Genomic DNA, 26,963 nt, shown 5'->3' on the forward strand with positions numbered 1-26,963 from the left:
CTTCTTAAATAGCAACCTTACACAATTTAGCTTGTCTATCATAGTCACTTATATAATCTTCACACATATCGTCAATTACTTCATACAGATGAACAGGCGATACCGTCATTTCTTTAAAGAATTGTGCTAGCTTGTCCACTTTTTCAAAGTAAGGACTTATATTTGTCACTTTTTCTTCTATTATTTCAATTTTCTCCTTTTCTCCATCAAAAATTTCTTGAAGAATTTTGATCCCATACGACGGCAATTTTACTTCCTCTTTTCCGTTAAAAACACTTATTTCTGACATGACCACTGTGTAGTGAGTAGTTATGTTTCTCCTTTCTTCCTCCCTTGTCGATATGTACTCGCTCACTTTCCTGTAATACATCTTACTATCCCCTCCAATTTATTTTTTAAGATTAATTATTAACTTACAATACATATTAATATATTCTATTTTTTTCTAAAAAATCCTTTATTTTTTTGAAAATTTTTTATCGACAGAAAAGACACTTTTTTTACTTTAACAAACATTTAACAAGTCTATGTAAAACTATTTGGTGTTTTTTGCGATATCGAAAATTGTAAATTATTCTGTCTATGTTCAATATTAGAACTATAATTGTCGAAAAAAATTTATAAAAAATTTCTATCAAAAAAATTTCACAAAATACGAAAACTCTTTTTTAAAGTTTTAATATCTCCTTTATTTTATCCATATATTTTTTCCCTGACCTTTCACCATGTAAAATCATGCTTAAATATGGCTCACTGGTACCTATCAATCGCGACAATTCTTTTTGTGTCATATTCAGTTCCGCCAATCTGTCATTCACTAATTTCCCAAAATCTGTTAACTTTCTTTTCTTCATCAAAGCACCCCCTTGTTTTTTCCTACAAACAAAAGTTAGCATATTTATTCAGTAGGAATAATAAAATATTTGTGTTAAAATAGATAATGATTAAAAATTAACTATTTTAAATATATATCTGAATTACGAAAATGTCAATACTAATATCGTAATTCAGAAAAAACAAAGGAGGAGTGTTATGGATACAGTTGGCGAACGCATAAAATATGCTCGTAAAAAAAATAATTTGACTATAACAGCTTTGAGCAAACTCACAGGATTATCTGTTGGAAATTTAAGTGACCTTGAAAACAACAAATCAATGCCTTCTTCCAATGCTTTGATAAAGTTAAAAAACGCCCTTAATGTTTCAATAGATTGGCTTCTTACTGGCCAACAAATAGAATATGTAAAAGAAGAAGAGGAAAAATACTTATCGAGAGAAGAGTTTGAAAGCATCAGTGAAAAGGATAAAATAATTTTTAAAGCCTTTGAAACATTGCCTGAGGAAAGAAAGAGAGATATAGAAGGATACATAAAAGTGAGTTTGAATACTACTGATTTAGAAGAGTTCATTAAAAAAGAAAAGAAAGTATAATTTTAACCATTATGATTAATTATTAATCATAATGACAAAAGATTACGGCTGCATTTTGCAGCCGTAATCTTTACTCACCCATGAACATTTTCATATCATCTTCTACGTTTGTGATACCACCAATGCCAAATTTGTCAACTAATACTTTTGTGACATTTGGTGATAAGAAAGCAGGAAGCGTAGGTCCTAAATGAATATTTTTTACTCCGAGGTATAAAAGTGCCAAAAGCACTATAACAGCCTTCTGTTCATACCACGCAATGTTGTAAGAAATAGGAAGCTTGTTTATGTCATTTAAACCAAAGACTTCTTTAAGCTTCATGGCTATCACAGCTAATGAGTAAGAGTCATTGCACTGTCCTGCGTCTAAAACTCTTGGAATTCCGTTTATGTCTCCAAGGTTTAACTTGTTGTACCTGTATTTTGCACAGCCTGCAGTTAAAATGACTGTATCTTTAGGAAGAGCTTTAGCAAATTCGGTATAATAGGTTCTGCTCTTCATTCTGCCATCACAGCCTGCCATTACGAAAAATCTCTTTATAGCTCCTGTCTTTACCGCTTCTACAATTTTATCCGCCAGCTCTAAAACTTGGTTGTGAGCAAAACCACCAATTATTTCCCCTCTTTCAATCTCCACAGGTGGCTTGCATCTCTTTGCATGTTCAATTATTTCTGAAAAGTCCTTCTTTCCGTCGGGACCTTCTGGAATGTATTTTACTCCCTCAAAGCCTACAACACCTGTAGTGTAAACTCTATCCTTGTAGGAATCCTTTGGAGGCACAAGGCAGTTTGTAGTCATTAAAATTGGTCCGTTAAATAGCTCAAACTCTCTATCTTGCTGCCACCATGCATTTCCATAGTTACCAACAAAATGCGGATATTTCTTAAAAGCTGGATAATAATGAGCAGGAAGCATTTCTCCATGTGTATAAACATCTACACCTGTACCAGCAGTTTGCTCTAACAATTGCTCTAAGTCTTTCAAATCATGACCGCTTATCAATATTCCAGGATTATTTCTCACACCGATATTAACTTTTGTTATCTCAGGATGGCCATAAGTCGAGGTATTTGCTTTGTCAAGGAGCGCCATTGTATCAACACCATATTTTCCTGCCTCGAGTGCAAGAGCCACATAATCATCTGCAGTTAAGCTGTCATCTAAAACTTTAGCTAAAGCCTTTTCCATAAACCTAAATATATTATCATCTTTGTATCCTAGCTGATATGCGTGATATGCATAAGCCGCCATACCTTTTACACCATAAGTGATAAGCTCTCTCAAAGACCTTATATCTTCGTCTTTCGTAGATAAAACTCCTACTTCAGCTGCTATTGCTTCTATATCTTCATCTGTATCATAAACCCAGCTTATTGCCTCACAGGATTCGTCTACTTCAATTCCTGCCTTTTTGAGGTCTTCTTTTATTTCTTCTCTTAATGCAACAGCTTCTTTTATTTTGTTAATAAAGAAGTTTCTGTCAAAATTAACGTTAGTTATTGTGGAAAATAATCCCTCAAAAAGGAATCTGTCCGTCTTCTCTTTATTTACTCCTGCCTCTCTTGCTTTTAAATTTAAAAAAGATATGCCTTTTAATGTAAAAATCAACAAATCTTGCAGATTTGCAACGTCGTCTGTCTTACCGCATACACCTCTCACTGTACACCCTATGCCCTGAGAGGCTTCTTGACATTGATAACAAAACATACTCATTTTACTTCCTCCTTTTTCTAAGTTTTTGCCCACAAATTATGATAAGCTAAAAACTCAAAAGAATCTGTGATAAAAATCACAAAATAAAAGCTCCAAATGAGCATATTCATTTGGAGTCACACATTTATTGTATCCATTTCTATATTTTCTATATAAGCATCTGTATTTTCTTCAATATAATCTACAACCTCTTGAACTATTTTATTTGTTAAAACAGCATCACTGCCACACACCGAAAAACCTATGACAATTGATTTGTGTAAATCTTGATTTTCTATTTCGCATATAGAAACATTATAATGACTTTTTACTTTACCTACAATACTTCTTACAATCATTCTTTTTTCTTTTAAAGAATGAACCCAATTTGCACGTAAATATATTTTACAATAAGATACAATCATATATATCCCCTTACCTTTTTAAATATATATACCAAAGCGCAACTACTTCACGTAAAAAACCATAAATTTCTTCATTTATATACCTTCTTACAAATACTCCTGAGAAACTTGCTTCTATTCCAACTCTTTTTGCTATTACACTTGCTCTTTTTAAATGAAATTTATTTGATATGATTACTGCCCTCTTTAAAGATTTTTTATCCATAATTTCCTTGGAAAACTGCAAATTTTCATAAGTAGAAAAAGATTTGTCATCAATGAGTATAGCTTTTTCAGGTATACCCTTTTTCAAAAGATATCCTTTCCCTGCCTCCGCTTCAGAAATATTTTCTCCTGGTCCTTTCCCACCAGAGACTATTATATATCTACCATATCCTTCATTATAAAGCCTTAAGGCTTCCTCAAGCCTTGCTTTAAAAAAAGGGCTTGGTATGTCTCCATATACAGCACAACCTAAAACTATAATTACATCCGATTTTTTTGGCTTTTCATTATATGCAAAAGAAATAATCTGCCATTCCAATATTATACCTATGATTATAAAAAGCACTAGTAAAAGCCACACAATTTTTAAAATCATTTTCACATTAATTTCCTCCAAGTTCTCATCCTTACAAATTTAATTAATCTCCACTGTTTTCAACCTTTAAAAACTTCACTTTTTATTATTCAACACGATTATACACTATATCTATTTTTATGCAAGTAGTTGCAATTGTCAATCTTTTAAAAATAATAATCTAATCTTGGTCTATTAAATCATAATTTTCATAAAATACATATCCAATTTTTGATAAAATAAAATCATGAACTTTTTAGTTTTCGATACGTTAAATTTGCAGAAGGGTGGGCAGGTGATGGAAGAAAAAGAATTAATACAAAAAGCTAAAAATGGCAATAAACAGGCTCTAAATGAATTACTGGTACAAAACTATAATATATTAGTGGGATATTGTATTAAAATGACAGGCAATCCAGCACTTGCCCAAGACATGGCACACGACACAATACTTAAAGCCATTTTGAATATAAGCAAATTTAATCCTGAAGTAAAATTTTCTACGTGGCTTTTAAAAATCGCAACTAACAACTACAAAGACTATTTAAGAAAATACAAAAACATTGATTTTATTGAAGAAATAATTGCAAATAAAGAGGAAGATATAGAAAAAACAGCTATTACAAATATTCAATACAGCGAAGTAATGGATATTTTAATGAAATTGTCTTATGAAAAACGAGCAGTATTTATTTTGAAACACTATTATGGCTACAAATATCAAGAAATTGCAAAAATAATGAATTGTCCTGTGGGAACAGTACGTTCACGATTGCATAACGCCATAAAAGAAATTATGTCAGAATTAGAAAGAAGGAATGCGTTTTGAAAAGGGAATGTAGTCAAATCAAAAATAAAATAATTGATATGTATTATAACGAATTTACCGATGACAATGCAACACTAAATTCCCATATTCAAAATTGTTCTGCTTGCAGTACTTTCAGGAAAAAATTAGAGCTATCTTTAAATTACATGGATACCTTGGATACTATATCTGATATACGTGAATTACAAATAAATATTACTGAACTAATAGAAAGGGCAAATGAACTAAAAAACAAACGCAAAAACAAACTTGAACTCCTTCTATTTATAACTACTTCATTAATATTTTCCTTATCCTCAATATTATTTGTTGTAAATCTAGACATTAAATTATTAGTATATATACAAATTTTTCTCTATTTTAATTTGCCATTGGTTTTAATACCACTTTATAAATTAAGACTTTCAAGGAGATGATAAAATGTCAAAAATAGCACAAAGCTTAATAGTTGTAATACCTCTTCTACTTCTTCAAGCAACTTGGATTTTTACGGATGCAAGAAAAAGAGGCGAAAAATATTATTGGGCATGGGGACTTCTTGGACTCCTAAATTTCCCCACCTCTCTAATCATATACCTTATTGTAACAAGGCATGGATATCTGAAATGCCCAAACTGCGGCAAAACAGTAAAAAATAATTATAAATATTGTCCTTATTGTGGTAATGCTTTAAAAAAAATATGTCCAACTTGCGGTGTAGAAATAGAAGAAGATTGGAGATATTGCCCGGAATGTTCAAGAAAATTAAAAGAATTTTAGGGGGAATTAAATTATGGTTGATAAATTAAGTGCTTTTGAATTCATCAAACTACTTTTTCCTTTAATTATAATTCAATTGGGGCTTGTTGTTTTTTCAATTTACAGGCTTTCAAAGGATAAAGTTAAATATTTTCCCAAATGGGTATGGTTTTTAATTATAGTTTTTGGAGAAATACTCGGATGCTTAATATTTTTAATAATAGGTAGAGAGAGGGAATAAATCATGATAAAAGTTATTAATTTAACAAAAAAATATGGTAACCACGAAGTTTTGAAAGTAATAAGCTTTGAAGTTAGAAAAAGCGTAATTTACGGATTGTTAGGACGAAATGGAGCAGGTAAAACTACGACAATGAATATTCTAACAGGACTTATCGATTATGATGAGGGTGAAATATACATTGATGGAAAAATGCTAAAGAGAAATAATAGAAAAACATTGAATAAGATAGGATATCTTCCAGAAAACCCTTCTTTTTATAACTACATGACCGCATATGAATATCTTTATTTTATAGGGGAAATAAGTGGCATACCCTATAAAAAAGTCAAAATGCGGGTAGAAGAGCTTCTTGAAACGGTAAGATTAAGAGATTATGCAAAGAAAAAAATTAAAGAATATTCAAGAGGAATGAAACAAAAGTTAGGACTTGCAGTAGCACTTTTTAATAATCCTGAAATAATCTTTTTAGATGAACCTACATCTGCTCTCGACCCGGAAAGTAGACATGATATACTTAATTTAATTTTAGATATGAAGAAAAATGGGAAAACCATTTTTTTATCCACCCATATCTTGAGCGATGCTGAGAGAGTTTGTGATTATATAGGTATACTTGATAACGGTATAATCATCTTTTCAGGAGAACTTAGAGAATTAAAACAAAAATATATTCAACCAATATACGATATTACTTTTGAGACATTTCCCCAAAATATCAAAGAAAAATTTAATAACATAGAATGGATCGAAGGTATTAAAATATACAATGATAAGGTGAGTATTTATGTTAATGACATTGAGGTAGCAAAAAGAAATATTATTGATGAAATATCAAAACTTAAAATACCAGTAATATCATTTCAAATAAGAGAAAGCAATCTTGAAGACATATTTATAAGGATGGTGAAAGAAAATGGAAACATTTAAAGCATACTTGAAAAAAGAAGTTATAGAATCAGTAAGACAATACAAATATTTAATCATGTTAATCGGAATTATTTTATTTTCTATACTTGACCCTGTAATACTTAAATTGTTGCCGGAGATACTTAAAAATAAGATACCCGGCGATTTGAATTTACTTATACAGATTGACATGAAAACAGCTGTACAAAATTATATAAAAGATTTAAGTCAAATATCGTTGTTAATAGTAATTCTCACTCTCATGGGTACTTTAAGTGATGAAATATCATCACAAAAATTAATTTTTCCCTATTCTAAAGGATGTAATCTTTCTGCAGTCGTTATTTCAAAAATCCTTCATCATTCGGCCGTTTTGTCAATTTTTATAATAAGCGGATTTTCTATTAATTACTATTATGCAACAACCCTTTTTAATAAAAATGTCATAACATTTGACAAAATATTAATATCTTCATTGCTCATGTCACTTTATTTCGCTTTTATAGTAACATTACTTATATTTTTCAGCAGTATTTTTAAAAAAGGAATAATAGCTGCAATATCATCAGTAGTATTTCACGTAGTCTTGACAATATTGATGAATGTTGTTAGCATGTCTAAATTTATTCCATATAATTTAATATTAACCGCAAATTCGTTTAACACAGATGATATAATTAGCACAGTTTTATCAGTGGTATTATACTGCATAATATTATCCATACTCACTGTAAAAATGATAAATAAAAGTGAACTTATATATTAATTGTATGGACTACCTAAAAGGTGGTCTTTTTTTATCAACTTCCTATGAATCACATCTTCTCTATCTATTGCGTACTATAAAGGTAGATAGAGAGGAGTGTGAACATATGAAATGGCTAATCATCCTGGGTTTTGCAATATCATCAAGCATAGATAATTTTGGAGTAGGCATCTCCTATGGTATACGAAATATACGAATAAGTATTTTTTCCAATGCAATCATCGCAGTAATCTCTTTTTTATTTAGCATATCTGGGATATTTTTTGGTAAATGGTTAAATAAAATCCTGCCAGGATCATTACCTATAATTGTAGGAGCATTTCTGCTTTTTATAATAGGACTTAGAATTATTTTACTGGCTGTTCCTCGTAAATCTTCTTCCAAAAATATACAACAAGTATCATCAAAGACTACTTCTATAAAAGAAATTTTGGAAAATCCTGAAATTGTAGATTTGGACAAATCCGGAGAAATCAATTTATGGGAAGCAATCCTTTTGGGAATAGCCCTTTCAGCAAATGCTCTGACAAACGGACTAGGAGCAGGGCTTTTGGGATTTTCTCCCTTTGCTATATCTTTCACTACATCAATTGGAAGCTTTGTTTCTGTATGGGCAGGAGTACAATTAGGAACAAAAGTTGCTAATATACGAATAGGCTCTTTTACCATCGGACAATTTGGCACAATTATAAGCGGAGTTATTTTACTTATAATAGCTTATAAAGCTTTGTTCTAACCTTTAAATCTATAACACTTGTCATAATCCTTGAATATAATGAATTGAAAGTAAAAACTAAGAGGTGATTTTATGGAAACAGAAGCAGTGGAAAGTATCCCAAGAACTTGCCTCCCTCAAATAGGAGCACCTGCTCCAGATTTTAAAGCTAATAGCACTTTTGGACCTATAAAATTATCAGATTATAGAGGTAAATGGGTAGTACTTTTTTCGCATCCAGGAGACTTCACTCCTGTCTGTACTACTGAATTTATAGCATTTACACAAGTTTACACAAGCTTCGTAGAAAGAAATGTCCAATTGATAGGATTAAGTATAGACAGTAATCCTTCCCATTTAGCTTGGGTACAAAATATATACAAAAATACTGGTATAGAAATTCCTTTCCCTATAATAGAAGATAAAGATATGAAAATAGCAAAATTGTACGGAATGATATCCCCCGCAGAAAGTTCTACAAGTACTGTTAGAGCTGTATTTGTAATTGATGACAAACAGATACTTCGCCTTATACTGTATTATCCTCTCGAAATAGGTAGAAACATCCAAGAAATAATACGAATTATTGATGCACTGCAAACAGTAGATAAATACAAGGTTTTGGCACCCGCCAACTGGTATCCGGGTATGCCTGTCATCGTTCCACCTCCAAAAACTTATGCCGAACTTAAAGAAAGAGTTAAAAACATTGAAGGATATAATTGTACTGACTGGTATTTATGTTATAAAAAAGTTTAAGCCGGAATTTTCCGGCTTAAACTTTTACCTGCTTTGGAAATCGTACACCATCTTTGATATTTGCCTTATTACAGTATATGCATAAGAATCATCTGACCCATCTACATTGTTTGCCAAGACCGTCAAGATATAAGGCTTTGTGGGATGAAAAACTATTGCAGTGTCATTTACAACATTTGAAAGGTTGCCTATTTTGTGTGCTACTTCTATTTCATCAGGTATTGGATAAGATATTCTGTCGTCCACTTTTGCTCTTGTTTTTTGCAGTGCTCTTAAATGGCTTATTTTCTAGTATCATAGCCTTTACTTCCATTTTTTGCTTTGAGTTTTTTAAACCTTTTTTGGTGTCTTTGGGCACCATTTGGGCACCAAAATGGCACCAAGCTTACATTAAATGGTATTAGAGTAACACCAAATTTTGAGCATCAAAGGAATGATAGTCGGAGGACATCCTAAATATAGCATTATTAACCCATATAGACTCCCATGCCGCAAATGCGGCACCAGCAGAGGATGAAAATGTCCTTTTTTGATGATATAATCAGTACAGCGGCTGGTGAAGAAAGGTCGTTCTTACTTTGGTGCTTTGAGCCCGACTTATAGACAGACTCCAACGACCAGGTGCACCACAGATTGTTGCTCCCTTTACGGGAAGCACGCAGGATAGAATAACCCCTTATGGTTGTTGCACCAGCTCTTCAATTTTACAGTCGCTATCGTTCAAATTTTAAAAAAGGAGTTGGTTCTTTCATGGATTTAGTTTACTCTCACGTTGCGGATTAGATGTCCATAAAAAGAATGTCGTAGCTTGTATAATAACACCAGAAGGTAAGGAAATCCGTACTTTTTCAACTATGACCGATGACCTTATTGCATTAAAAGAATTTATTAAAGCTAAAGGTTGTTCTGTTGTTGCTATGGAAAGCACCGGCTCTTACTGGAAACCTATTTACAATCTCCTTGAGCTTGAGAATATTAAAATCCTACTCGTCAATGCTAAGCATATTAAAAATGTCCCTGGTAGAAAAACCGATGTAAAAGATGCTGAGTGGATAGCAAGTCTCTTGCAACATGGCCTTTTGCAAGGCAGCTTTGTGCCAGATCGTGAACAAAGAGAACTTCGCGAGCTTGTTCGCTATAGAAAAAGCCTCATTGAAGAAAAATCAAGAGAACTTAATCGCATACAAAAGGTTTTAGAAGGAGCTAATATCAAAACTGTCTTCCGTAGTCTCTGATATCAACGGGGCATCCAGTCGTTCTATACTTGAGGCTATTATAAATGGTGAAGAAAATCCCGAAACCCTGGCTGAGCTTTCTCAAGGCAAGCTAAAAATAAAATGGATGAACTAAAACGCGCTTTAAAAGGCTTGATCAATCATCACCAAAGGATGCTTCTGGAAATACAGCTTAGACACATTGATTACCTTGATGAAGAAATAGCAAAATTAGACGAAGAAATTAAAAATCGAATGCTCCCTTTTGAAAAAGACCTGGCACTGCTGGATACAATCCCTGGAGTCGGAAGAAGAACTGCAGAACAAATAATAGCCGAAATCGGCACGAATATGGAACAGTTCCCCTCTGCTGCCCATTTGTGTTCTTGGGCAGGGTTGTGTCCAGGTCATAATGAAAGTGCTGGTAAACAAAAGTCTGCAAGAACTCGAAAAGGTAACCAAAAATTGCGAAGCTCTCTTATTGAAGCTGCCAGAGCTGCCTCAAGGGCAAAAGATACTTATCTCTCAAGTCAGTACCACCGCATCGCTGCTCGAAGAGGAGCAAACCGTGCAGCAGTTGCAGTGGCACATAGCATTTTAATTATAGTTTATCATATTCTCAAGCGAAAGCAACCATATATTGAATTAGGTCCTACTTATTATGAAGAGAAAAAGCGTAATATGATTATTCGTCAATCTTTAAAAAAGCTAGAGCCTTTAGGCCTTAAGGTCACGGTCGAATCTGCAGTGTCTTAATTTTTAATTTAACTTTATTAACCATTCATTTATCCCATATTTTTACATCGGTATGGGTTTAGTTTTTTATTGCCTTTTTGAGAGACACCATTTTCAGGATAGAGAATTAGTGGAAAATCTCATCAAAAATAGAGAAGATATTGAACAAATATGTACAAATAATCTTAATGAATTAGATAAATTATTGCATAGGTAGGTGAAAATGTGAGTAACTATATTAAGCTATTAAACAATTTAGAAGAGCTCGGATTAAATAACATAAAAAATAATAGAGATATGTACTTAAACCTGATTAAATCAGGAGAAAAAAGTGTTATAGATGCTCTATATGAATTAAGCAATTTAGAAATAAAATCAAAACAAGAAAAAGCAATACTTGCATGTGTTAAAGTAGCAAACTTCCCTTTTTTAAAAGAACTTGATGATTTTGATTTTGAGTTTCAACCAAGCATAAACAAACAAGAAATTCTTGATTTAAAAAGCTTAAGATTTGTAGAAAATAACGAAAATATATTGTTTGTAGGAACCCCCGGGGTAGGCAAGACACATCTTGCCACCGCCATAGGGATAGAATGTGCTAAGCACAGATATCCTACATATTTTATTCATTTTCAAGAATTAATGTCTTAATTAAAAAAGGCATTAGCAGAAAACCGTTTAGAGATCCGATTAAAACATTTTTCAAAGTATAAAGTGTTAATAATAGACGAAGTAGGGTATTTACCAATAGACACAGATGCTTCAAATATATTTTTTCAGCTAATATCTTAAAGGTATGAAAAGCATAGTACTATTATTACAGAGACTGTAAAAAATTTTGTGTAAACTGATTAAAAACCTCTTTCTTGGTAAGAATTAGAACATATACTAAACCAAGAAGGAGGTTTTAAAAATGTCACTATTGACAAAAGAACAATTAAGAAATTTCATTAGTGAAAACAATATTCAATCTATTCCAGACCTTTATACATCATTAAAAAACCTTTTTAAAGATACTATTCAAGAAATGCTTGAAGCAGAACTTTCAACAGAACTTGGCTACGAAAGATATGACAAAAAAGACAAAGATACTCAAAATTCAAGAAATGGCTATACTCAAAAGACAGTAAAAACGCAATTTGGTGAGATGGAAATTGATATTCCAAGAGACAGACAAGGAGAATTTGAACCCAAAATAGTTCCAAAATACAAAAGAGACATATCATGAATTGAAGAAAAAGTAATAGCTCTATATGCAAGAGGAATGTCAACAAGAGATATTCATGACCAGATAAAAGACCTGTATGGAATAGAATTATCTGCAGAAATTGTAAGTAAAATAACCGAAAGAATAGTACCGGAAATAAAAGAATGGCAATCAAGACCATTAGAAAAGATATACACTTTCATATTTATGGATGCCATCCATTACAAAGTAAGAACAGATGGCCATATTATCAATAGAGCAGCTTATGTAGTATTAGGGGTAACGATAGAGGGTATAAAAGATGTATTAGGGATTTGGATTGGAGAAAATGAGAGTTCAAGATTCTGGCTTGGAGTATTAAATGAGTTAAAGAACAGAGGAGTAGAAGATGTTTTAGTATTTTCTGTAGATGGATTAACAGGGATAAAAGAAGCAATACAAGCAGCATTTCCAAAATCAGAGATACAAAGATGTATAATACATCAATTAAGGAACTGTTTCAAATATGTGTCATATAAACACCTTAAAGAATTCAGTAAAGACTTTAAAGCAGTATATCAAGCAGCTAATGAAGAAATAGCAAGAGATGAATTTGAGAAATTAAAAAACAAATGGCAGAATCTATATCCTTATGCCATAAAGAGTTGGGAAAATAACTGGGATGTATTAAGTCCATTTTACAAATTCCCTGAAGAAATAAGGAAAATAATGTATACAACAAACATAATTGAAGGATTCCATAGGCAGTTAAGAAAAGTTACAAAATCAAAAACAATATTTCCATCTGATGAAGCATTAGAAAAAATGCTATACTTAGTAACAATGAATGTATTAAAGAAATGGACAGTGAGGTATAAAAACTGGGATATAGTATTAAATCAATTAATCATAATGTATCCCGGCAGACTTGAAAAATACTTATAATGGCGAAGCCCGAAAAAATTTTTTCTTTAGAACCCTTGAATTCCTAGGGATTCAAGGGTTCTAAAGAAAAGCTTACAGAATCCCTAATTAAATATTTTAACCAAAATTATTCACTTTCATGCATAAGATATAGAAAAAAGGTCATACTAAAGATAGAACAGATAAAAATGTTAACTGATTCTTGCTGAGAAAGAGGATAAAATTAATCTAAATACACAAAATCTTTTTCACTCCCAATAAAAATCTAAAATTGCATTTTTCAATGGTAACTAATTAATTCTTGCCAAGAAAGAGTATGAAATTAATCTAAATACACAGAATCTTTTTCACTTCCAAATTTTCTCATATATAGTTACTATAACTTTATTTTTTAAATATTCTACGTCTTCAATCGTCAAATATCCTGTCTTGTAATACATGGCATTTGCCGCACCGCATGCAGTTGCTAATATCGCAGCATCAACAATATCAAGTCCTTTTTTTATGCCTACTGCCATACCTGCAACATATGAGTCCCCTGAGCCCACAGGACTTGCTACTTTTATTTGAGGTGGTATAAGTCTAAATACTCCCTCCTCACATGCAACAATAGAACCTTCACTGCCTAAAGATATTGACACAATAGTTATTCCAAACTGTTTGAGCTCTAAAGCCGCTTTTTTGATTTCTTCAGTATCTCCCAATTCTTTATTGAGTAGTTTTTCTACTTCTTCTTTGTTAGGTTTAATCATAAATGGTTTTGCTCTAATGGCTTTTGATAGGTATGCACCGCTTGTATCTAAAATTAGTTTTGCACCATTTTTCTTTGAGATATTTATTAGTTCTACATAGATATCTTCAGGAACACCAGAAGGTGCACTTCCAGAGGCTGTTATGATATTGCAGCTCTTTGATAGTTCATTAAAATTGTCTAAAAACTTTTCTATATGCTCTTGAGATATATAAGGTCCTTTTTCTAAAATTTCCGTCTGAGTTTTTGACACAGGGTCCAAAATTGCTATGCAGGTACGAGTCTCTCCATCTATTTTGATAAAGCTACATTTGACACCTATTTTGTTAAGCTCTTCTTCTATGAATTCTCCTGATTTGCCGCCTAAAAATCCTGTTGCTGTTACCTCTTCTCCCAATGTTTTTATAACCTTTGTTACATTGATTCCCTTGCCACCTGCCACGCTGTTTTCTTCCTGTGCTCTGAAAATTTTGCCCACTTGAAAATTGTCCACTCTGTAACTTCTGTCAACTGAGGGATTTAAAGTGACTGTCAGTATCATGCCCTTCCCCCGCAGCCAAAAAGTTTTATTTTTTCTTTTACGACTTCTTCTATCGCTTTTTCTCCAGGTGCAAGGAATTTTCTTGGATCGCTCTCATCTGGGTTATTTTTAAATACTTCTTTTATTGCATTTGTAAAAGGAATTTTTAATTCTGTGGCAATGTTTAATTTGCATATGCCTAGTGCTATAGCTTTTTTTACCAACTCATCAGGAACTCCTGATGCACCATGAAGTACCAATGGAATGTCTACTAAGCTCGCTATTTCTTTTAGCCTTTCAAAGTCAAGTTTTACTTCTCCTTTGTACATCCCATGTGCTGTACCAATTGCTATAGCTAATGAGTCAACTCCTGTTTTCTCTACAAAATCTACTGCCATTTTGGGATCTGTAAATGCACTTTTATCTTCTTTTACGTACATATCGTCTTCAACGCCTACTATATTCCCAAGTTCTGCTTCCACGGTTACACCTGCTGCATGAGCCACCTCTACAACCTTTTTTGTAAGTTCCACATTTTCTTCATAGGGAAGCATTGACCCATCAATCATTACTGAAGTGTAACCTGCTCTTATGCATTTTACAACGAGGTCAAAGGAATTTCCGTGGTCTAAATGTAGTGCTATTGGTATGTCATATTTTTCTGATGCGACTTCTGCCATTGCCGCTATATAGTCTTCTCCTGCATGCTTTATTGTGCCAGGTGTTGTCTGTAAAATTAAAGGTGATTCCATCTCAGCTGCAGTTTTTACAACCGCTTTTAATGTTTCAAGGTTGTGTATGTTAAAGGCTCCTACTGCATATTTGTTTTTCTTTGCATCTTGCAACATTTGTTTAGTGTTAACTAATGACATCCCATTAACCCCCAGAATCATTGAATTTTTTATAGAATTTTTTATCCTCAAATATTTGACTGGCTTTTTAAAAATTCCTCAACTTCCCGAAGAGTAGAAGTCCCTTCCATTGGCCCTTTACGCGTAACAGCTATTGCACCTGCCGCATTTGCATATAATGCCGCAGTCTTGACATCAAAGCCTTTATCTAAAAAAGAAATAAACGTGCCATCAAAACAATCTCCTGCTCCTGTTGGATCAATCTCTTCTACTTTTATTGGGGCAAATGTAACTTTATTATTTTTATCATAAACAGTACATCCTTTCTTACCACGTTTTACAACAATATACTCTATCCCTTTATCCAAAAGAAAGTGTATAGAAGTCTCTTCATCTTCTATTCCTGTAATTAATTTTAGTTCTTCTTCACTTGGCAGGAAAATATGGCATTCTTCTAATATATAGTTAATAAAATTTTTATAACTTTCATCTTGCAAGATTTCTTTTCTAAGGTTAGGATCAAATGATATTTTAATATTATTCTTTTTAGCAATTGAAATTGCTTTTTCCACGGCATTTCGTATATTATCATTAAATAACGAAGAACCCATTATATGATAAAAGTTACAATCGTCAAAATATTCCTCATGGATATCATCTATGTTAAGAAAACCCGTGGCAGAATTTTTTAAATGAAAAATAAAATCTCTATCACCATTATTCTTGTAACTTACAAAAGCGACGCCTGTTGCACCCTCATTTGTAAAAGAAAAATACTTAACATCTACCCCATCTGACTTCAATCTATCATAATTTAATTTACCAAAATCATCAAATCCAACTTTGGAAATAATGCCACCACTGGTTCCCAATTTTGCAACCTGATCAATAAAAATGGCAGGTGCACCACTGGGATATGGCCCCGTGAATTCTCCTGTAATATAAAATTTTTGATCTATATTTTTCGCCATAAATTCTACAAGAACTTCACCTATAGTAATTACATGCGGCATCTTAAAATCCTCCTCCTATGATATTTTATAAATCAGCTTGTTTTTTCTTCCAATTTGTCAGGACATTTTATAAAAATTTTATTACCAAAATATTGTAATTATAATAGTTTTCTCTTATTTTGAACATCTATAAACACCGCAATAAGTATTACTATTCCTTTAACAATTAATTGATAAAAATACGACATATTTAATAAATTCATGCCATTGTTTATAACACCCATAATCATAGCACCAATAAATGTTCCCGTTATTGTTCCATATCCACCACTAAGACTTGTGCCTCCTAAAACTGCAGCGGCTATTGCATCAAGCTCATAACCACTACCAGCATTAGGCTGAGCAGAATAAAGCCTTGAAGCGAGGATAATGCCACTCACTGTAGCCATTAAACTTGTTATCATATAAATACGCATTTGTACATTCTCGACGTCTATACCTGCATACCTTGCTGCTTCTTCATTACCTCCGATTACGTATGCATGTCTGCCAAACCTAGTTTTCCCAAGCAAAATTTGCATAAATATAAAAAGTATAATTAGTATTACTACAGGGAACGGAATCATGCCTAATGACCCATTACCTATATACAAAAATGCTTTATTGTCTATACTAATCGGAACACCACCTGTTAGTAAATATGTAATTCCCCTAAATATACCCATAGTAGCAACAGTAACTATAAACGCAGGAATATGTGCTTTGGCAATAAGTGTACCATTAAAAGCCCCGCATATAATTCCTACAATAAGTGTACCAAGTAGAGCAATCGTTAATGGCATACCTTTTTGTATTAAAATTGCTATAATAGTTCCTGCTAAAGCTATCGTTGAACCTATTGATAAATCAATTCCTCCAATAATTAGAGCAAAAGTCATTCCAAAAGAAGATATAGCTATTATTGATGATTGAAGTAATATATTCATAAAATTACCTATTTCAAAAAATTTTGGTGATGTTACAGAAAAAACAATAATCAATGCAAGAAGCCCTAATAAAATACCAAAATAAGGTTTTAAAGAGTTTTTTATAAAATTATCCATTATTATTACCTCCTGTTGCATACATTATTATTTCTTCTTGGGAAGTATCTCCTGTTTTAAATTCTCTAACTATTTTTCCATCCCTCATAACAATAATTCTGTCGCTCATTCCAAGAACCTCAGGTAGTTCTGATGAAATTAGTATTATACCTATACCTTGTTCAGAAAGCCTTCTTATAATCTGATAAATTTCATATTTTGCTCCAACATCAATTCCTCTTGTGGGTTCATCTAAGATCAATATTTTGGGTCTTATTTCAAGCCATTTTGCTAATACTACTTTTTGCTGATTACCTCCACTTAACTTATTAACTTTCTGGTCAATACTCGTAACCTTTATGCGCAATTTTGTAACAGCATTGTTAGCTATGTTATTTTCTTTTTCAGCATTTAAAAAACCAAGTTTTGTTATAATATTAGCTAAACTTACCATTGTTATATTTACTTTTACTGAATTTATAAGTACAAGACCTTCCTTTCTTCTATCTTCTGTTACAAACGCTATGCCGTTTTTTATTGCATCATGTGGACAATTTATTTCAACCCTACGATCATCTATTTCAATATCACCACTATTTTTTTTCATTATACCAAAAATAGTTTTTGCAACTTCAGATCTACCAGCACCAACCATTCCAAATATTCCTAAAATTTCTCCTTTTTTAAGTTCTAAATTAACATCTTCAAAATAACCTTTGCATGAAAGATTTCTAACCCTAAAATAAACATCATTACTTATATTTCTAACTCTTGGAGGATATATATCCTTAAACTCTCGTCCTGTCATCATCTTAATTAATTGATCAATTTTAGCATCCTTAGCCAAAACTGTCCCAATATACTTGCCGTCTCTTAAAACTGTTATTTCATCTGATATCTTAAAAATTTCGTCCATTCTGTGAGAAATATATAAAATAGATACTCCTTTTTCTTTAAGTTTCCTAATTATATTAAATAATCTTTCAGTCTCTGCTTCACTAAGTGCAGATGTAGGCTCGTCCATAATCAAAATATTAGAATTTTGAGAAAGAGCCTTTGCAATTTCAACAAGTTGCTGTTGAGATATAGTTAAATTTCTTACACTTTCATTTACATTAATCCTAGAATCTAATTCATTTAAGATGACTTCCGCCTTTTTAAACATTGCAGCTTCGTCTAAAAAAACTTATTTTTTATCTGTTCCCTATTAGCAAATATATTAGCAGCAACTGAAAGATTAGGACATAAGCTAAGTTCTTGATATATAACACTTATTCCTTTTTTTTGAGAATCCAACGGATTTTTAAATGTTACCTTTTCACCATTTATATATATTTCTCCTTCATCTGGTTGATATACTCCCGCTAGTATTTTCATCAACGTTGATTTTCCTGCTCCATTTTCACCAAGTATTGTATGAACATGACCTTTTTTTAAAGCTAGGTTGACACCTGATAGTGCAGTAATACCACTAAAAGATTTTGATATATTTTTCATTTCTAATATTATATTTGCATCTAGTAACATTTTGAACACCTCAATTTATAATTGTTATAGACTAGTTGTATAAATCCTAAAAATGTTCGTTTTAAGTTACTTTTAAGAGTGGTTTTTATTCTCCTAAGTCTTTTTATCCTAAAATATACAACAATAATAAAATTTTTTGTTTTTTTTATGAACTAAATTGTACTATCTATTTTTATCTGTTTTATTTTTATCTGTTTTGCTTTTTATTTTAAAATAAAATGAAAGTATATATTAGAGTATGTAAAGGTCTTCCCTTTACATACTCTAACAAAATTTTATTCTATATTTATGTCCTTATGTTCTCCGTTTTTATCAAAATACCCCGGTTTTATAGGTATTTTTGAATCAACCTTCTCACCTTTTATCACTTTAACAGCTGTTTGAACAGCTATTTTACCCATCTCATCAGGATATTGTGTCACCACACCTACAAAACATTTCTCATCTTGAACTGCTTTTCTCGCTTCTGGCATACCGTCAAAACCTATTACTTTTATTTGATTTTCTTTGTTAGCAGCTTTTACTGCCGCAACAGCTGCAAGCGCTGCATCATCGCCAAACCCAAATATACCATCGATATCTGGATGTGCCTGAATAATATTTTGTGCTGTTGTTAATGCTTCTGCCCTTGTAATACCTGGCTGGATAGCTACAATCTTTATATCAGGATATTTAGCAATTACTTCTTTAAATCCATTTACTCTATCTATTACAGATTGGACTGTGGGATAATCTATTATAGCAACTTTACCTTTACCATTTAATACTTTTGCCATTTCTTCTCCTGCTATCTTCCCACCTGTATAGTTATCAGTTCCTACAAAAGATACTGTCTCAGCACCAGTAGCAGGTATATCAACTGCTATAACAGGAATATTTGCTGCCTTCGCTTTGTTTATTGCTGCAGCTACCCCTTTAGAATCAACAGGGCTTATAATTATTGCATCAACCTTTTGAGTAATAAAATCTTCAACGTCCGATATTTGTTTATTTAAATCTTGATTAGCTATTGATACTATTAAATCAACATTTTCGGCTTTTGCTTCCTCTTCTAATGCATTTTTAAGTTGAACATAAAATGGATGTTGTTGTGTTAATAAAGAAGCACCAATTGTAATCTTTTTATTTCCATTATTTGCTGATGTGGTGGTTGAGGATTTACTTTGGCATCCATTTAAAGAAATGATTGATAAAGAAAACATGATAATTGTGATAATACTAATTAATTTTCTCATTTATAACCCTCCTTTTCCAACTCTAATTTAAACTATTAGTTTACAATAAATCATCTCTAAAGATAATTTCAAACTCACCCCCTCTCTTTTGTTAGGAATATTAATTCTATAAACTATATTAATTTTTTAAAAGTTTTAATTTTAACTACGCATTAAAATAATCATTCTATTTTTGTGTCAATTAAATTTTTTATTGAATCTGTTACTACAATACTAGTCTTTAATCGTTTAATTAACGGAAAAAATGACATATCACCATTCATACGTTTTACTAAAAGTTCAGCAGCGTCCTTCCCAATTTCATTCATAGGTTGAACTACTACTGATAAAGGCGGCGTTAACATTTGAAATAATTCAGTTTGATCATATCCAAAAAAAGAAATATCTTCTCCTATCGAAATCCCCATATTCTTAAAAAAAATTATTCCAGTTAGAGTAGTTTCATAATTTGTAGCAAAAATTGCTGAAGGTCTATCTTTTAAATTTAAAAGTCTTTCATAGGCTTCGTATCCAGCTCCTTTTTTGTATTCGCTATAAACTATAAACGATTCATTAATTTCAATATTGTAATCATTTAATGCTCTTCTATAGCCTTCTAATCTTTCTTTTGCTGTATATATATTTTGAGGACCAGCTATAATTCCAATTTTGCGGTGCCCTCTCCTTATTATGTTTTCTACAGCTTCGTAAGCACCATTTACATTGTCACAAACAATGGTATCACAGCTTAAATTTTCTATTAACCTATCTATAAGTACTACCGGCATTCCACTATTTTGAATCAATTTTATATGCTCACCATTGTTACTTACAGGCATAATAATAATTCCATCAACTCGCTTTGCCATCAAAAATTTAACTTTTTCTATTTCATTTTCTAATTTATTTCTTGTATCACAGATAATAATACTATAGTTATATTTATCAAAAGTTTCTTGCATACCTTCGATTACTTGTGTACAAAAGATATCAGTTATACTTGGAATTAAAACTCCTACTGAGAAAGTTTTATTTGTTCTTAATCCTTTTGCCATAGGATTAAATTTAAAGTCAAGTTCTTTAATAGCCAATTCTATCTTTTTCTTATTCTCTTCTTTAACATTGTATCCATTTAAATAACGTGAAACTGTACCAATGGATACATTTGCTAACTTTGCTACATCTTTTATGGTTGGCATCACTCTATTAACCCCTTTTAAATAATTTGAAACGTTTTAACTATTAACTATATAAATGATTGAAACGTTCTAATTTTAGCATATACCAAATTGTTAATTTTGTCAATATGTTTTAGATTAAAAATTTTTTGCTTTGTACCCCCTAGTTCCCTAGTTTTGCAGCAAATTTTGAATTAATGTAACCCGAAACCATTTATATTACTAATGATTTCGGGTAAAATTTTTTTAAATTTTCGTCACAGAGATTTCGCAGATTAAAAAACAAACAGTGCTTAGCCCATGATATGACAAGGATTAGATGAATAATAATTGAAGCATGTAAATTCCGATTTTTACTGGAAAAAAATTTAGTGTTTAAAAATAAAAACATCCTTTCTATAATGAATCTTGTAACCAATTCAATAGAAAGGATGTTAAGATGAACAAGTGCTATTTAAAACAAATGCTCACCTACTTCTCTAAGGTATACCATCTTGGAGAAAAAATCAAGGGGTTAAAAGATGGAAGATTAAATCCTCAAATTGAGACTTCAACTATTTCTTTTATAGTCTTGCTTACATTTATCTGTAGACTTAAAAGTTTTAATAGACTTGAACATTGGCTTAAAAAAAGAAGATTTAAAAATTTATTTCCAAAGAAAACAAGATTGCCCCATATTGATGCTGTTAGACGTTCCTTAAGTAGTTTTGATATAAACGGTTTGAATATTTTGCATGATCATATAATAAGCACTATATTCAAAAATAAGGTATTTAGAAATGGTACAATAGATGGAATAAAGGTTGCTGCTATTGATGGAGTTGAGATATTTGAAAGTACAAAAAAGAGGTGTGAAAAATGCCTTACCCGTGTTGATAAACAAGGAATAACTCATTACTTCCACAGAGCAGTTGTTTGTGCAACTGTGGGTTCTGATCCCCATATTGTATTAGGCTATGAGATGTTAGAACCTAAAAAAGACCTTTCAAATAAAGATGAAGGTGAAATTACTGGAGGTAAAAGACTTATTAGAAAGCTTTATAAAAAATTTCATCATTTTGCAGATGTTATAGTTGCGGATGCTTTGTATTGCAAAGCATCATGGATTATGGAAGTTCTAGCAATTGGAATGGATGCAGTTATCAGAGTAAAAGATGAAAGGCTTCATATTGTTAAAGACGCATTAGGACTGTTTCAAAGACGTGAAGCTGACAAACAATGGATAGTGCGTGAAGGAAACACAAAGAAGATTATCGTTAGTGCTTGGGATGATGATGGATTTGAAATGAGGGGTATGGATATTAAGGTGAGATTTATAAGATTTTTAGAGAATATTCAAGAAGGTGATAAGAAAGAGTTAAAAGAAGTCTGGATTGTAACCACCAACAAAAATATTTGTGTTGAGACTTTATGGAAGATAATACATAAAAGATGGGATATTGAAAATAATGTATTTCACCAATTGAAAACAGAGTGTCATTTTGATCATTGCTATTTGCATAGCCCTAGGGGCGTAGAGGCTATAGTTGGATTCATGATGATAGCCTTTAACTTGACCCAATTATACTTTTTTAGAAACATTAGGGGATTTAGAGGGAAAAGACATTTGCAGATAAATATAATAGAAGATCTGAAAGATGAAATGTTGATAATTATGAATTGGATTAATCCAATTTTTAACACTACATAGTTGATAATAAAATTGGAAGTATATCTTTTCGATATAATGGGGAGGGGGAAAGTGTATCTATATACACGGCCTACGGCCTTTTCAAATTCCAAAATTTCAACAAAATAGAATACGTCTGATTTCCTGTCAAGAAAAAAGTTTTATTGGAAATTAGATGCGAAATCTCTGTTTTTCGTCAAATTTTACTAGCGTTTTCTGGCGAATTGTGGTATAATAAAAATATAATCCTTCGTATTACAAGATTGTTGAGGTGTTTAAACTTGTATCTTAAAAAAAGTACGAACCGTAAAACAGGCAGAACTTATTTGTCAATTGTTAATAGTTATTATGATAAGCAAACTAAGCAATCTCGTACGTCCACAGTCCGCTCTCTTGGTTATCTGGATGAACTTCTAAAAGAATATGATGATCCAATTGCTTTTTTTTACTGAAGAAGTTCGTAAGATGAATGAGAAGAATAATAATGAGAAGCTTTCTATTAATCTCCAGCTTTCTTTAAATGAATCTATGGATTCTAATTATAATGCTCGCAAGAATTTTGGCTATACTGCTTTGAGTAAAATTTATCATGAACTTGGAATAGATAAATTTATAAGAAACAGGCAACGACATTCAAATGAAAAATATGATGCAAATGCCATCATGAAACTACTGGTATTCTCCCGCTTGCTTTATCCTGCTTCTAAGAAAAAAACTTATGAAAACAAAGATATGTTCTTTGAAAAATTTGATTTTTCTTTGGATGATATATTATAGAAGCCTTTCTCTGTTTAGTAAACACAGTGATGCTCTTCAGCTTTGGCTTCATGAACGTATTAAATCTTTGTATAATCGCAATACGGAGCTTGTTTATTATGATGTTACAAATTATTATTTTGAAATTGATGAGCAGGATGACCTTAGGAAAAAAGGTGTTTCAAAAGAACATCATCCTGACCCTATTGTACAGATGGGATTATTTATGGACACAAATGGTATACCCATTACATATAAGCTTTTTCCTGGGAATGCTCCGGATAAAACTACTTTGATTCCCGCCTTAAGTAGAATTCAACGTGAGTATTCTTTAGGCAGAATTATTGTAGTAGCAGACAAAGGGTTAACTACTGGAGATAATATTTGGTACATTCTATCAGCTAAAAATGGTTATGTATTAAGCTATTCTATTCGTAGTGCAGACAAGGATTTTCAAGACTATGTTCTTGATGAAAATGGATATATCGACAAAGGTGATGGTTTTAAAATTAAATCAAGGCTTTATCCAAGAGAAATACAAGTAACTGCAACAAACGGGAAAAAGATAAAAAAGGTAGTGGATGAAAGACAGGTTATTTTCTATAGTCCTAAATATGCAGCAAAAGCTAAGCAAGATCGTGAAGCTGCATTAATTAAAGCGATGGATTTGATTAAAAATCCTTATAAATACAATAAATCAACAGCATATGGTGCTGCCAAATACGTAAAAAACCTTACATTTGACCCTAACACCGTTGAAATATTGGAGAGTGTTCATGAGCATTTAGTTTTCGATGAAGAAAGATTACGTGAAGAGGAAAAGTTTGACGGTTACTATCCTATTGTTACCAGTGAATACAAAGAACCCCTGAGAAAACCATTGAAATGTACCGTGGGCTTTGGAAGATAGAAGAATCTTTCAAGGTAACGAAAAGTGATTTTGAGAGTAGACCGGTTTATTTATCATTAAAGGATCACATTGATGCTCATTTTCTGACATGTTTTATATCACTTGTAATTGCAAGGATACTGGAGCATAGATTAAAGGGAAAATATTCTGTATCAGAGATACTTGAGAGCTTGAGAAGAGCATCTTGTAGTCATATTAAGGAGAATTATTATCTTTTTGATTTTTATAATGATGTTCTTGAGGATATAGGTAAAGAGTTAAGTATTGATTTTAGTAAAAAATTTATGAGGCTGGGAGAGATTAAAAAAATTTTAGGACAAACGAAAAAAAGTTAATTTTCACTACAACCTTATGACAAAATTAAAATGCCCTAAACCCTTTATTTTAAAGGAGTTGAGGGCATTTTTTATCCTTTTCTGCTGCAAAAGTCAGGTTAAAAAATTAAAACACAAAAAATATCGCTTTTTCAGAAATAAAAACCAATATCCTTTCTGAAAAAGCGATTATTTTCTTTTTATGGAAACAAATGGTAGCATCGAATCGCTCTCAATTATGAACGTACTTTATAATACCTCAATTTTTCTTTTCTTCCGTTTCTAGAGAAATTTTTAAAAAGCTATATTTGTATTCAAAATTAATATTAAAAAGCATGCAAAATGCAATAAACCACATAAGTACAGCCATAATAGTCAAAAATATTGTCAATATTCTTTATTCCCCCTCTTTTTCTTTTAATTTTTTTTAAGTAAAATCAGTCACTTTCCAATTTCTCAAACTCGCTTGTTAATAGCTCAGGTCCGTATTTTCTTTTTCTCTTCTCTGCTACTGAGTAACAATAATCATCATCTCTTGGAGAAACAGCTATTATATTCATAAGTTTTTTATCTCTAACAAGTGTATACACTACTCTTATTCCTATATTTTTGTACTTTATCTTAAAAAAACCTGTCAGGTTATTACCATGTTTGTTACCTAGAGGTTTCCCATAGCCACCTTCGCTTTGGGGAAGAGGATTAGAGCTTACTTTTTCAATACCTGCGTATACAATAGTCCTGATATTTTTATCTAACTTATACAAATCTTTCTTCGCTTCAGGTATAAAAGAAATGTCCCACATAATTATTCAATCTCCACCATATCAATATACTTTTTCAATTCTTCTCTAGTTAGCCCATCTTCTTTAAGAATTTCTTCAAAAGGTATATGATCTTCTTCTTTTAAGTTCTTTGTTCTTTCAATTGCAAGCTGCAAAAGTTCCAAATTTTCCTGTGCTTCCATAAGTTCGTCATACTGCTCAATAGGTATAATTACTGCCTGTGGTTTATTGTTTTTTATAACTATATAATGCTCCTTTTTCTTAGCAACTTCCTCTATAATCTTAGATGCTTTTCCTCTTCCTAAGTCGCTTACAGAAATCATATACGAAACCAGATTTTTAAGGTTGGAAAATTTTCTCTTACTCATAACTACATCACCCGCTTTTAACAATGTATATCCCTCCTTCCTATTTTATCCTTTGCTTAATTAAATTATACTACTAGTATAACAAATTTTCAATTAAAAATTAATGAAAATTTTAATGAAGTATTAAGCCTAATTTAATACTTTCTACTACTTGTTAGAATTTTAAAGATATTGAAGCTAAAAATATTGTCAATATTATTTTTATTCCCCCTCTTCTCTCTTCTCTTCTTTAAAACAAATTTAAACCAAATTGATCTCTTTCCATTTTTCCAAAGCTCATATTCACTCAAATCTATTTCACTATTCTAACTCACACCATACCCACCAGCATCAACTTTTACCGCTCTGAAAAAGGCTTTGTTTTTTAATAACTCAAATGGCCACTCGTTAAGCTTTGGTTTCATCTCGTATTCCTTTACAATTCCTTATCAAAAGTAGCAAACAGTTTATAATCATCTGTTGTTTTCACGCTCACAACTTTATGCATACTTTATCACTCTATTCCAGGCAATTTTCGAAACACTTGAGTTTCCCACATTTCCAGCAGTCCTCATTGATAGAGGAATACCTTCTCCTATATATTTTAGAAAATTTCCTTCATAATTAATTATATAGTCACATGGTACAATATGAGTTATATCTTTTTACCTCTTTCCCTTATTTTCAACTGTTCTTTTAAAGCATACTGAAGTACTTGTGAGAAATTTATATTAGCTTTCTCTGCTGCTTCATTTAACCACCGTGGAAGTGTAACTGTCTTTTTTACACTTTTATTTGCCATTTCATCTCTCACAGGAGGCATATAAACTTCAATGAGAGTAATGAAAGTAACGAAAGCCCCCTCAGGAACTTTTATTTTTTCTGGAGCCGTTGGAGCTGGGATTGCTTCCTTATTTCTTCTAAATTGTATATAAAAAGCTCTAAAGCTTTTTTAGCCATATATAGTGCTTCCTCAAGTGTATCT

25 protein-coding genes and 5 pseudogenes are annotated in these 26,963 nt (G+C 31.7%); 14 read left to right on the forward strand and 16 right to left on the reverse strand.

Going from position 1 to position 26,963, the window contains the following annotated elements; genetic code table 11:
* Window positions 1–4: 4 nt before the first annotated feature.
* On the reverse strand, window positions 5–370 hold the full coding sequence (locus THEWI_RS10310; RefSeq protein ID WP_003867466.1) for a DUF6514 family protein: 366 nt from the start codon (window positions 368–370) through the stop codon (window positions 5–7).
* A gap of 298 nt (window positions 371–668) precedes the next feature.
* Complete coding sequence (locus THEWI_RS10315) at window positions 669–854, reverse strand: helix-turn-helix domain-containing protein (RefSeq protein WP_003867465.1); 186 nt, start codon at window positions 852–854, stop codon at window positions 669–671.
* A 178-nt stretch (window positions 855–1,032) separates the two neighbouring features.
* Between THEWI_RS10315 and THEWI_RS10320 the strand changes: the two genes are divergently transcribed.
* Entirely contained in the window at window positions 1,033–1,431 is a 399-nt protein-coding gene (locus THEWI_RS10320; protein ID WP_003867464.1) for a helix-turn-helix domain-containing protein, read from the forward strand.
* Window positions 1,432–1,501: 70 nt separating this feature from the next.
* Here THEWI_RS10320 and hcp read toward each other — a convergent pair whose 3' ends face one another.
* From hcp to THEWI_RS10335, 3 genes are all read right to left on the reverse strand, one after another.
* Window positions 1,502–3,145 (reverse strand): hydroxylamine reductase, encoded by a 1,644-nt coding sequence (gene hcp, locus THEWI_RS10325; protein ID WP_014063373.1) that lies wholly within the window; start codon window positions 3,143–3,145, stop codon window positions 1,502–1,504.
* A 116-nt stretch (window positions 3,146–3,261) separates the two neighbouring features.
* Window positions 3,262–3,549 (reverse strand): DUF503 domain-containing protein, encoded by a 288-nt coding sequence (locus THEWI_RS10330; RefSeq protein ID WP_004403250.1) that lies wholly within the window; start codon window positions 3,547–3,549, stop codon window positions 3,262–3,264.
* A 10-nt stretch (window positions 3,550–3,559) separates the two neighbouring features.
* Complete coding sequence (locus THEWI_RS10335) at window positions 3,560–4,129, reverse strand: YdcF family protein (protein ID WP_425274184.1); 570 nt, start codon at window positions 4,127–4,129, stop codon at window positions 3,560–3,562.
* A gap of 277 nt (window positions 4,130–4,406) precedes the next feature.
* Here THEWI_RS10335 and sigY point away from each other — a divergent pair, with 277 nt between their 5' ends.
* From sigY to THEWI_RS10375, 8 genes are all read left to right on the forward strand, one after another.
* Window positions 4,407–4,937, forward strand: a complete 531-nt coding sequence (sigY, locus tag THEWI_RS10340; RefSeq protein ID WP_041589238.1) for an RNA polymerase sigma factor SigY — start codon at window positions 4,407–4,409, stop codon at window positions 4,935–4,937.
* Complete coding sequence (locus THEWI_RS10345) at window positions 4,934–5,353, forward strand: hypothetical protein (RefSeq protein WP_014063376.1); 420 nt, start codon at window positions 4,934–4,936, stop codon at window positions 5,351–5,353. The genes sigY and THEWI_RS10345 overlap by 4 nt, the downstream gene beginning before the upstream one ends.
* Window positions 5,354–5,357: 4 nt before the next feature.
* Window positions 5,358–5,696: a zinc ribbon domain-containing protein gene (locus tag THEWI_RS10350; protein WP_014063377.1), complete on the forward strand. Its 339-nt coding sequence runs from the start codon at window positions 5,358–5,360 to the stop codon at window positions 5,694–5,696.
* A 13-nt stretch (window positions 5,697–5,709) separates the two neighbouring features.
* Window positions 5,710–5,916: a PLDc N-terminal domain-containing protein gene (locus THEWI_RS10355; RefSeq protein ID WP_014063378.1), complete on the forward strand. Its 207-nt coding sequence runs from the start codon at window positions 5,710–5,712 to the stop codon at window positions 5,914–5,916.
* 3 nt (window positions 5,917–5,919) lie between these two features.
* The gene (locus THEWI_RS10360) at window positions 5,920–6,846 is read left to right on the forward strand and encodes an ABC transporter ATP-binding protein (RefSeq protein ID WP_014063379.1); all 927 of its coding nucleotides are present in this window, start codon (window positions 5,920–5,922) and stop codon (window positions 6,844–6,846) included.
* Window positions 6,833–7,591 (forward strand): ABC transporter permease, encoded by a 759-nt coding sequence (locus THEWI_RS10365; protein ID WP_014063380.1) that lies wholly within the window; start codon window positions 6,833–6,835, stop codon window positions 7,589–7,591. The genes THEWI_RS10360 and THEWI_RS10365 overlap by 14 nt, the downstream gene beginning before the upstream one ends.
* 4 nt (window positions 7,592–7,595) lie before the next feature.
* Window positions 7,596–8,327, forward strand: a complete 732-nt coding sequence (gene ytaF / locus THEWI_RS10370; RefSeq protein ID WP_279625641.1) for a sporulation membrane protein YtaF — start codon at window positions 7,596–7,598, stop codon at window positions 8,325–8,327.
* 72 nt (window positions 8,328–8,399) lie between these two features.
* Window positions 8,400–9,065, forward strand: coding sequence for a peroxiredoxin (locus THEWI_RS10375; RefSeq protein WP_014063382.1), 666 nt, complete (start codon window positions 8,400–8,402; stop codon window positions 9,063–9,065).
* Window positions 9,066–9,089: 24 nt separating this feature from the next.
* Here the strand turns inward: THEWI_RS10375 and THEWI_RS10380 are convergent, their stop codons facing one another.
* Window positions 9,090–9,350, reverse strand: a complete 261-nt coding sequence (locus tag THEWI_RS10380; protein ID WP_083820908.1) for a serine hydrolase — start codon at window positions 9,348–9,350, stop codon at window positions 9,090–9,092.
* Window positions 9,351–9,880: 530 nt separating this feature from the next.
* Between THEWI_RS10380 and THEWI_RS10385 the strand changes: the two are divergent.
* The 3 pseudogenes from THEWI_RS10385 (at window position 9,881) to THEWI_RS10395 (ending at window position 13,145) form a co-directional block, all read left to right on the forward strand.
* Window positions 9,881–11,035: pseudogene (locus THEWI_RS10385) on the forward strand (IS110 family RNA-guided transposase).
* A gap of 204 nt (window positions 11,036–11,239) precedes the next feature.
* A pseudogene (locus THEWI_RS10390) lies at window positions 11,240–11,806 on the forward strand (ATP-binding protein).
* 121 nt (window positions 11,807–11,927) lie between these two features.
* Window positions 11,928–13,145, forward strand: a pseudogene (locus THEWI_RS10395) (IS256 family transposase).
* Window positions 13,146–13,471: 326 nt separating this feature from the next.
* On the opposite strand, the gene pfkB reads toward THEWI_RS10395, so the two are convergent.
* The 7 genes and pseudogenes from pfkB to THEWI_RS10430 form a co-directional block, all read right to left on the reverse strand.
* The gene (gene pfkB, locus THEWI_RS10400) at window positions 13,472–14,416 is read right to left on the reverse strand and encodes a 1-phosphofructokinase (RefSeq protein ID WP_014063383.1); all 945 of its coding nucleotides are present in this window, start codon (window positions 14,414–14,416) and stop codon (window positions 13,472–13,474) included.
* Window positions 14,413–15,267, reverse strand: a complete 855-nt coding sequence (fba, locus tag THEWI_RS10405) for a class II fructose-1,6-bisphosphate aldolase (RefSeq protein WP_014063384.1) — start codon at window positions 15,265–15,267, stop codon at window positions 14,413–14,415. The genes pfkB and fba overlap by 4 nt, the downstream gene beginning before the upstream one ends.
* Before the next feature lie 47 nt (window positions 15,268–15,314).
* Window positions 15,315–16,259: a sugar kinase gene (locus tag THEWI_RS10410; RefSeq protein WP_014063385.1), complete on the reverse strand. Its 945-nt coding sequence runs from the start codon at window positions 16,257–16,259 to the stop codon at window positions 15,315–15,317.
* Between the two features lie 98 nt (window positions 16,260–16,357).
* Entirely contained in the window at window positions 16,358–17,302 is a 945-nt protein-coding gene (locus tag THEWI_RS10415) for an ABC transporter permease (protein ID WP_014063386.1), read from the reverse strand.
* Window positions 17,295–18,808, reverse strand: a pseudogene (locus tag THEWI_RS10420) (sugar ABC transporter ATP-binding protein). The gene THEWI_RS10415 and the pseudogene THEWI_RS10420 overlap by 8 nt, the downstream one beginning before the upstream one ends.
* Before the next feature lie 275 nt (window positions 18,809–19,083).
* Entirely contained in the window at window positions 19,084–20,043 is a 960-nt protein-coding gene (locus THEWI_RS10425) for a substrate-binding domain-containing protein (RefSeq protein WP_014063388.1), read from the reverse strand.
* Between the two features lie 161 nt (window positions 20,044–20,204).
* Window positions 20,205–21,221 carry a LacI family DNA-binding transcriptional regulator gene (locus THEWI_RS10430; RefSeq protein ID WP_052877886.1) on the reverse strand — a complete coding sequence of 339 codons (1,017 nt, stop codon included), beginning with the start codon at window positions 21,219–21,221 and terminating at the stop codon, window positions 20,205–20,207.
* Window positions 21,222–21,639: 418 nt separating this feature from the next.
* Between THEWI_RS10430 and THEWI_RS10435 the strand changes: the two genes are divergently transcribed.
* A complete protein-coding gene (locus THEWI_RS10435; RefSeq protein WP_014063390.1) occupies window positions 21,640–22,890 on the forward strand; it encodes a transposase in 1,251 nt (416 codons plus the stop codon).
* 260 nt (window positions 22,891–23,150) lie between these two features.
* Window positions 23,151–24,870 (forward strand): annotated as a pseudogene (locus THEWI_RS15660) (IS1634 family transposase).
* Window positions 24,871–25,286: 416 nt separating this feature from the next.
* Here THEWI_RS15660 and THEWI_RS10445 read toward each other — a convergent pair.
* From THEWI_RS10445 to THEWI_RS15860, 3 genes are all read right to left on the reverse strand, one after another.
* The gene (locus THEWI_RS10445) at window positions 25,287–25,652 is read right to left on the reverse strand and encodes a type II toxin-antitoxin system RelE family toxin (RefSeq protein WP_014063391.1); all 366 of its coding nucleotides are present in this window, start codon (window positions 25,650–25,652) and stop codon (window positions 25,287–25,289) included.
* A 2-nt stretch (window positions 25,653–25,654) separates the two neighbouring features.
* Window positions 25,655–26,023 carry a type II toxin-antitoxin system Phd/YefM family antitoxin gene (locus THEWI_RS10450; RefSeq protein ID WP_014063392.1) on the reverse strand — a complete coding sequence of 123 codons (369 nt, stop codon included), beginning with the start codon at window positions 26,021–26,023 and terminating at the stop codon, window positions 25,655–25,657.
* Window positions 26,024–26,633: 610 nt separating this feature from the next.
* On the reverse strand, window positions 26,634–26,780 hold the full coding sequence (locus THEWI_RS15860) for a hypothetical protein (RefSeq protein ID WP_341853087.1): 147 nt from the start codon (window positions 26,778–26,780) through the stop codon (window positions 26,634–26,636).
* Window positions 26,781–26,963 lie beyond the last annotated feature (183 nt).

This window comes from Thermoanaerobacter wiegelii Rt8.B1, assembly GCF_000147695.2.
Classification (GTDB): domain Bacteria; phylum Bacillota; class Thermoanaerobacteria; order Thermoanaerobacterales; family Thermoanaerobacteraceae; genus Thermoanaerobacter; species Thermoanaerobacter ethanolicus.

Excerpts from the sequence above, each read along its gene's own strand:
- THEWI_RS10310 (WP_003867466.1), bottom strand. The coding sequence starts at position 370 with ATGTATTACAGGAAAGTGAGCGAGTACATATCGACAAGGGAGGAAGAA.
- THEWI_RS10315 (WP_003867465.1), bottom strand. The coding sequence starts at position 854 with ATGAAGAAAAGAAAGTTAACAGATTTTGGGAAATTAGTGAATGACAGA.
- THEWI_RS10320 (WP_003867464.1), top strand. The coding sequence starts at position 1,033 with ATGGATACAGTTGGCGAACGCATAAAATATGCTCGTAAAAAAAATAAT.
- hcp (WP_014063373.1), bottom strand. The coding sequence starts at position 3,145 with ATGAGTATGTTTTGTTATCAATGTCAAGAAGCCTCTCAGGGCATAGGG.
- THEWI_RS10330 (WP_004403250.1), bottom strand. The coding sequence starts at position 3,549 with ATGATTGTATCTTATTGTAAAATATATTTACGTGCAAATTGGGTTCAT.
- THEWI_RS10335 (WP_425274184.1), bottom strand. The coding sequence starts at position 4,129 with ATGATTTTAAAAATTGTGTGGCTTTTACTAGTGCTTTTTATAATCATA.
- sigY (WP_041589238.1), top strand. The coding sequence starts at position 4,407 with ATGGAAGAAAAAGAATTAATACAAAAAGCTAAAAATGGCAATAAACAG.
- THEWI_RS10350 (WP_014063377.1), top strand. The coding sequence starts at position 5,358 with ATGTCAAAAATAGCACAAAGCTTAATAGTTGTAATACCTCTTCTACTT.
- THEWI_RS10355 (WP_014063378.1), top strand. The coding sequence starts at position 5,710 with ATGGTTGATAAATTAAGTGCTTTTGAATTCATCAAACTACTTTTTCCT.
- THEWI_RS10360 (WP_014063379.1), top strand. The coding sequence starts at position 5,920 with ATGATAAAAGTTATTAATTTAACAAAAAAATATGGTAACCACGAAGTT.
- THEWI_RS10365 (WP_014063380.1), top strand. The coding sequence starts at position 6,833 with ATGGAAACATTTAAAGCATACTTGAAAAAAGAAGTTATAGAATCAGTA.
- ytaF (WP_279625641.1), top strand. The coding sequence starts at position 7,596 with ATGGACTACCTAAAAGGTGGTCTTTTTTTATCAACTTCCTATGAATCA.
- THEWI_RS10375 (WP_014063382.1), top strand. The coding sequence starts at position 8,400 with ATGGAAACAGAAGCAGTGGAAAGTATCCCAAGAACTTGCCTCCCTCAA.
- pfkB (WP_014063383.1), bottom strand. The coding sequence starts at position 14,416 with ATGATACTGACAGTCACTTTAAATCCCTCAGTTGACAGAAGTTACAGA.
- fba (WP_014063384.1), bottom strand. The coding sequence starts at position 15,267 with ATGTCATTAGTTAACACTAAACAAATGTTGCAAGATGCAAAGAAAAAC.
- THEWI_RS10410 (WP_014063385.1), bottom strand. The coding sequence starts at position 16,259 with ATGCCGCATGTAATTACTATAGGTGAAGTTCTTGTAGAATTTATGGCG.
- THEWI_RS10415 (WP_014063386.1), bottom strand. The coding sequence starts at position 17,302 with ATGGATAATTTTATAAAAAACTCTTTAAAACCTTATTTTGGTATTTTA.
- THEWI_RS10425 (WP_014063388.1), bottom strand. The coding sequence starts at position 20,043 with ATGAGAAAATTAATTAGTATTATCACAATTATCATGTTTTCTTTATCA.
- THEWI_RS10430 (WP_052877886.1), bottom strand. The coding sequence starts at position 21,221 with ATGCCAACCATAAAAGATGTAGCAAAGTTAGCAAATGTATCCATTGGT.
- THEWI_RS10435 (WP_014063390.1), top strand. The coding sequence starts at position 21,640 with ATGAACAAGTGCTATTTAAAACAAATGCTCACCTACTTCTCTAAGGTA.
- THEWI_RS10445 (WP_014063391.1), bottom strand. The coding sequence starts at position 25,652 with ATGTGGGACATTTCTTTTATACCTGAAGCGAAGAAAGATTTGTATAAG.
- THEWI_RS15860 (WP_341853087.1), bottom strand. The coding sequence starts at position 26,780 with ATGGCAAATAAAAGTGTAAAAAAGACAGTTACACTTCCACGGTGGTTA.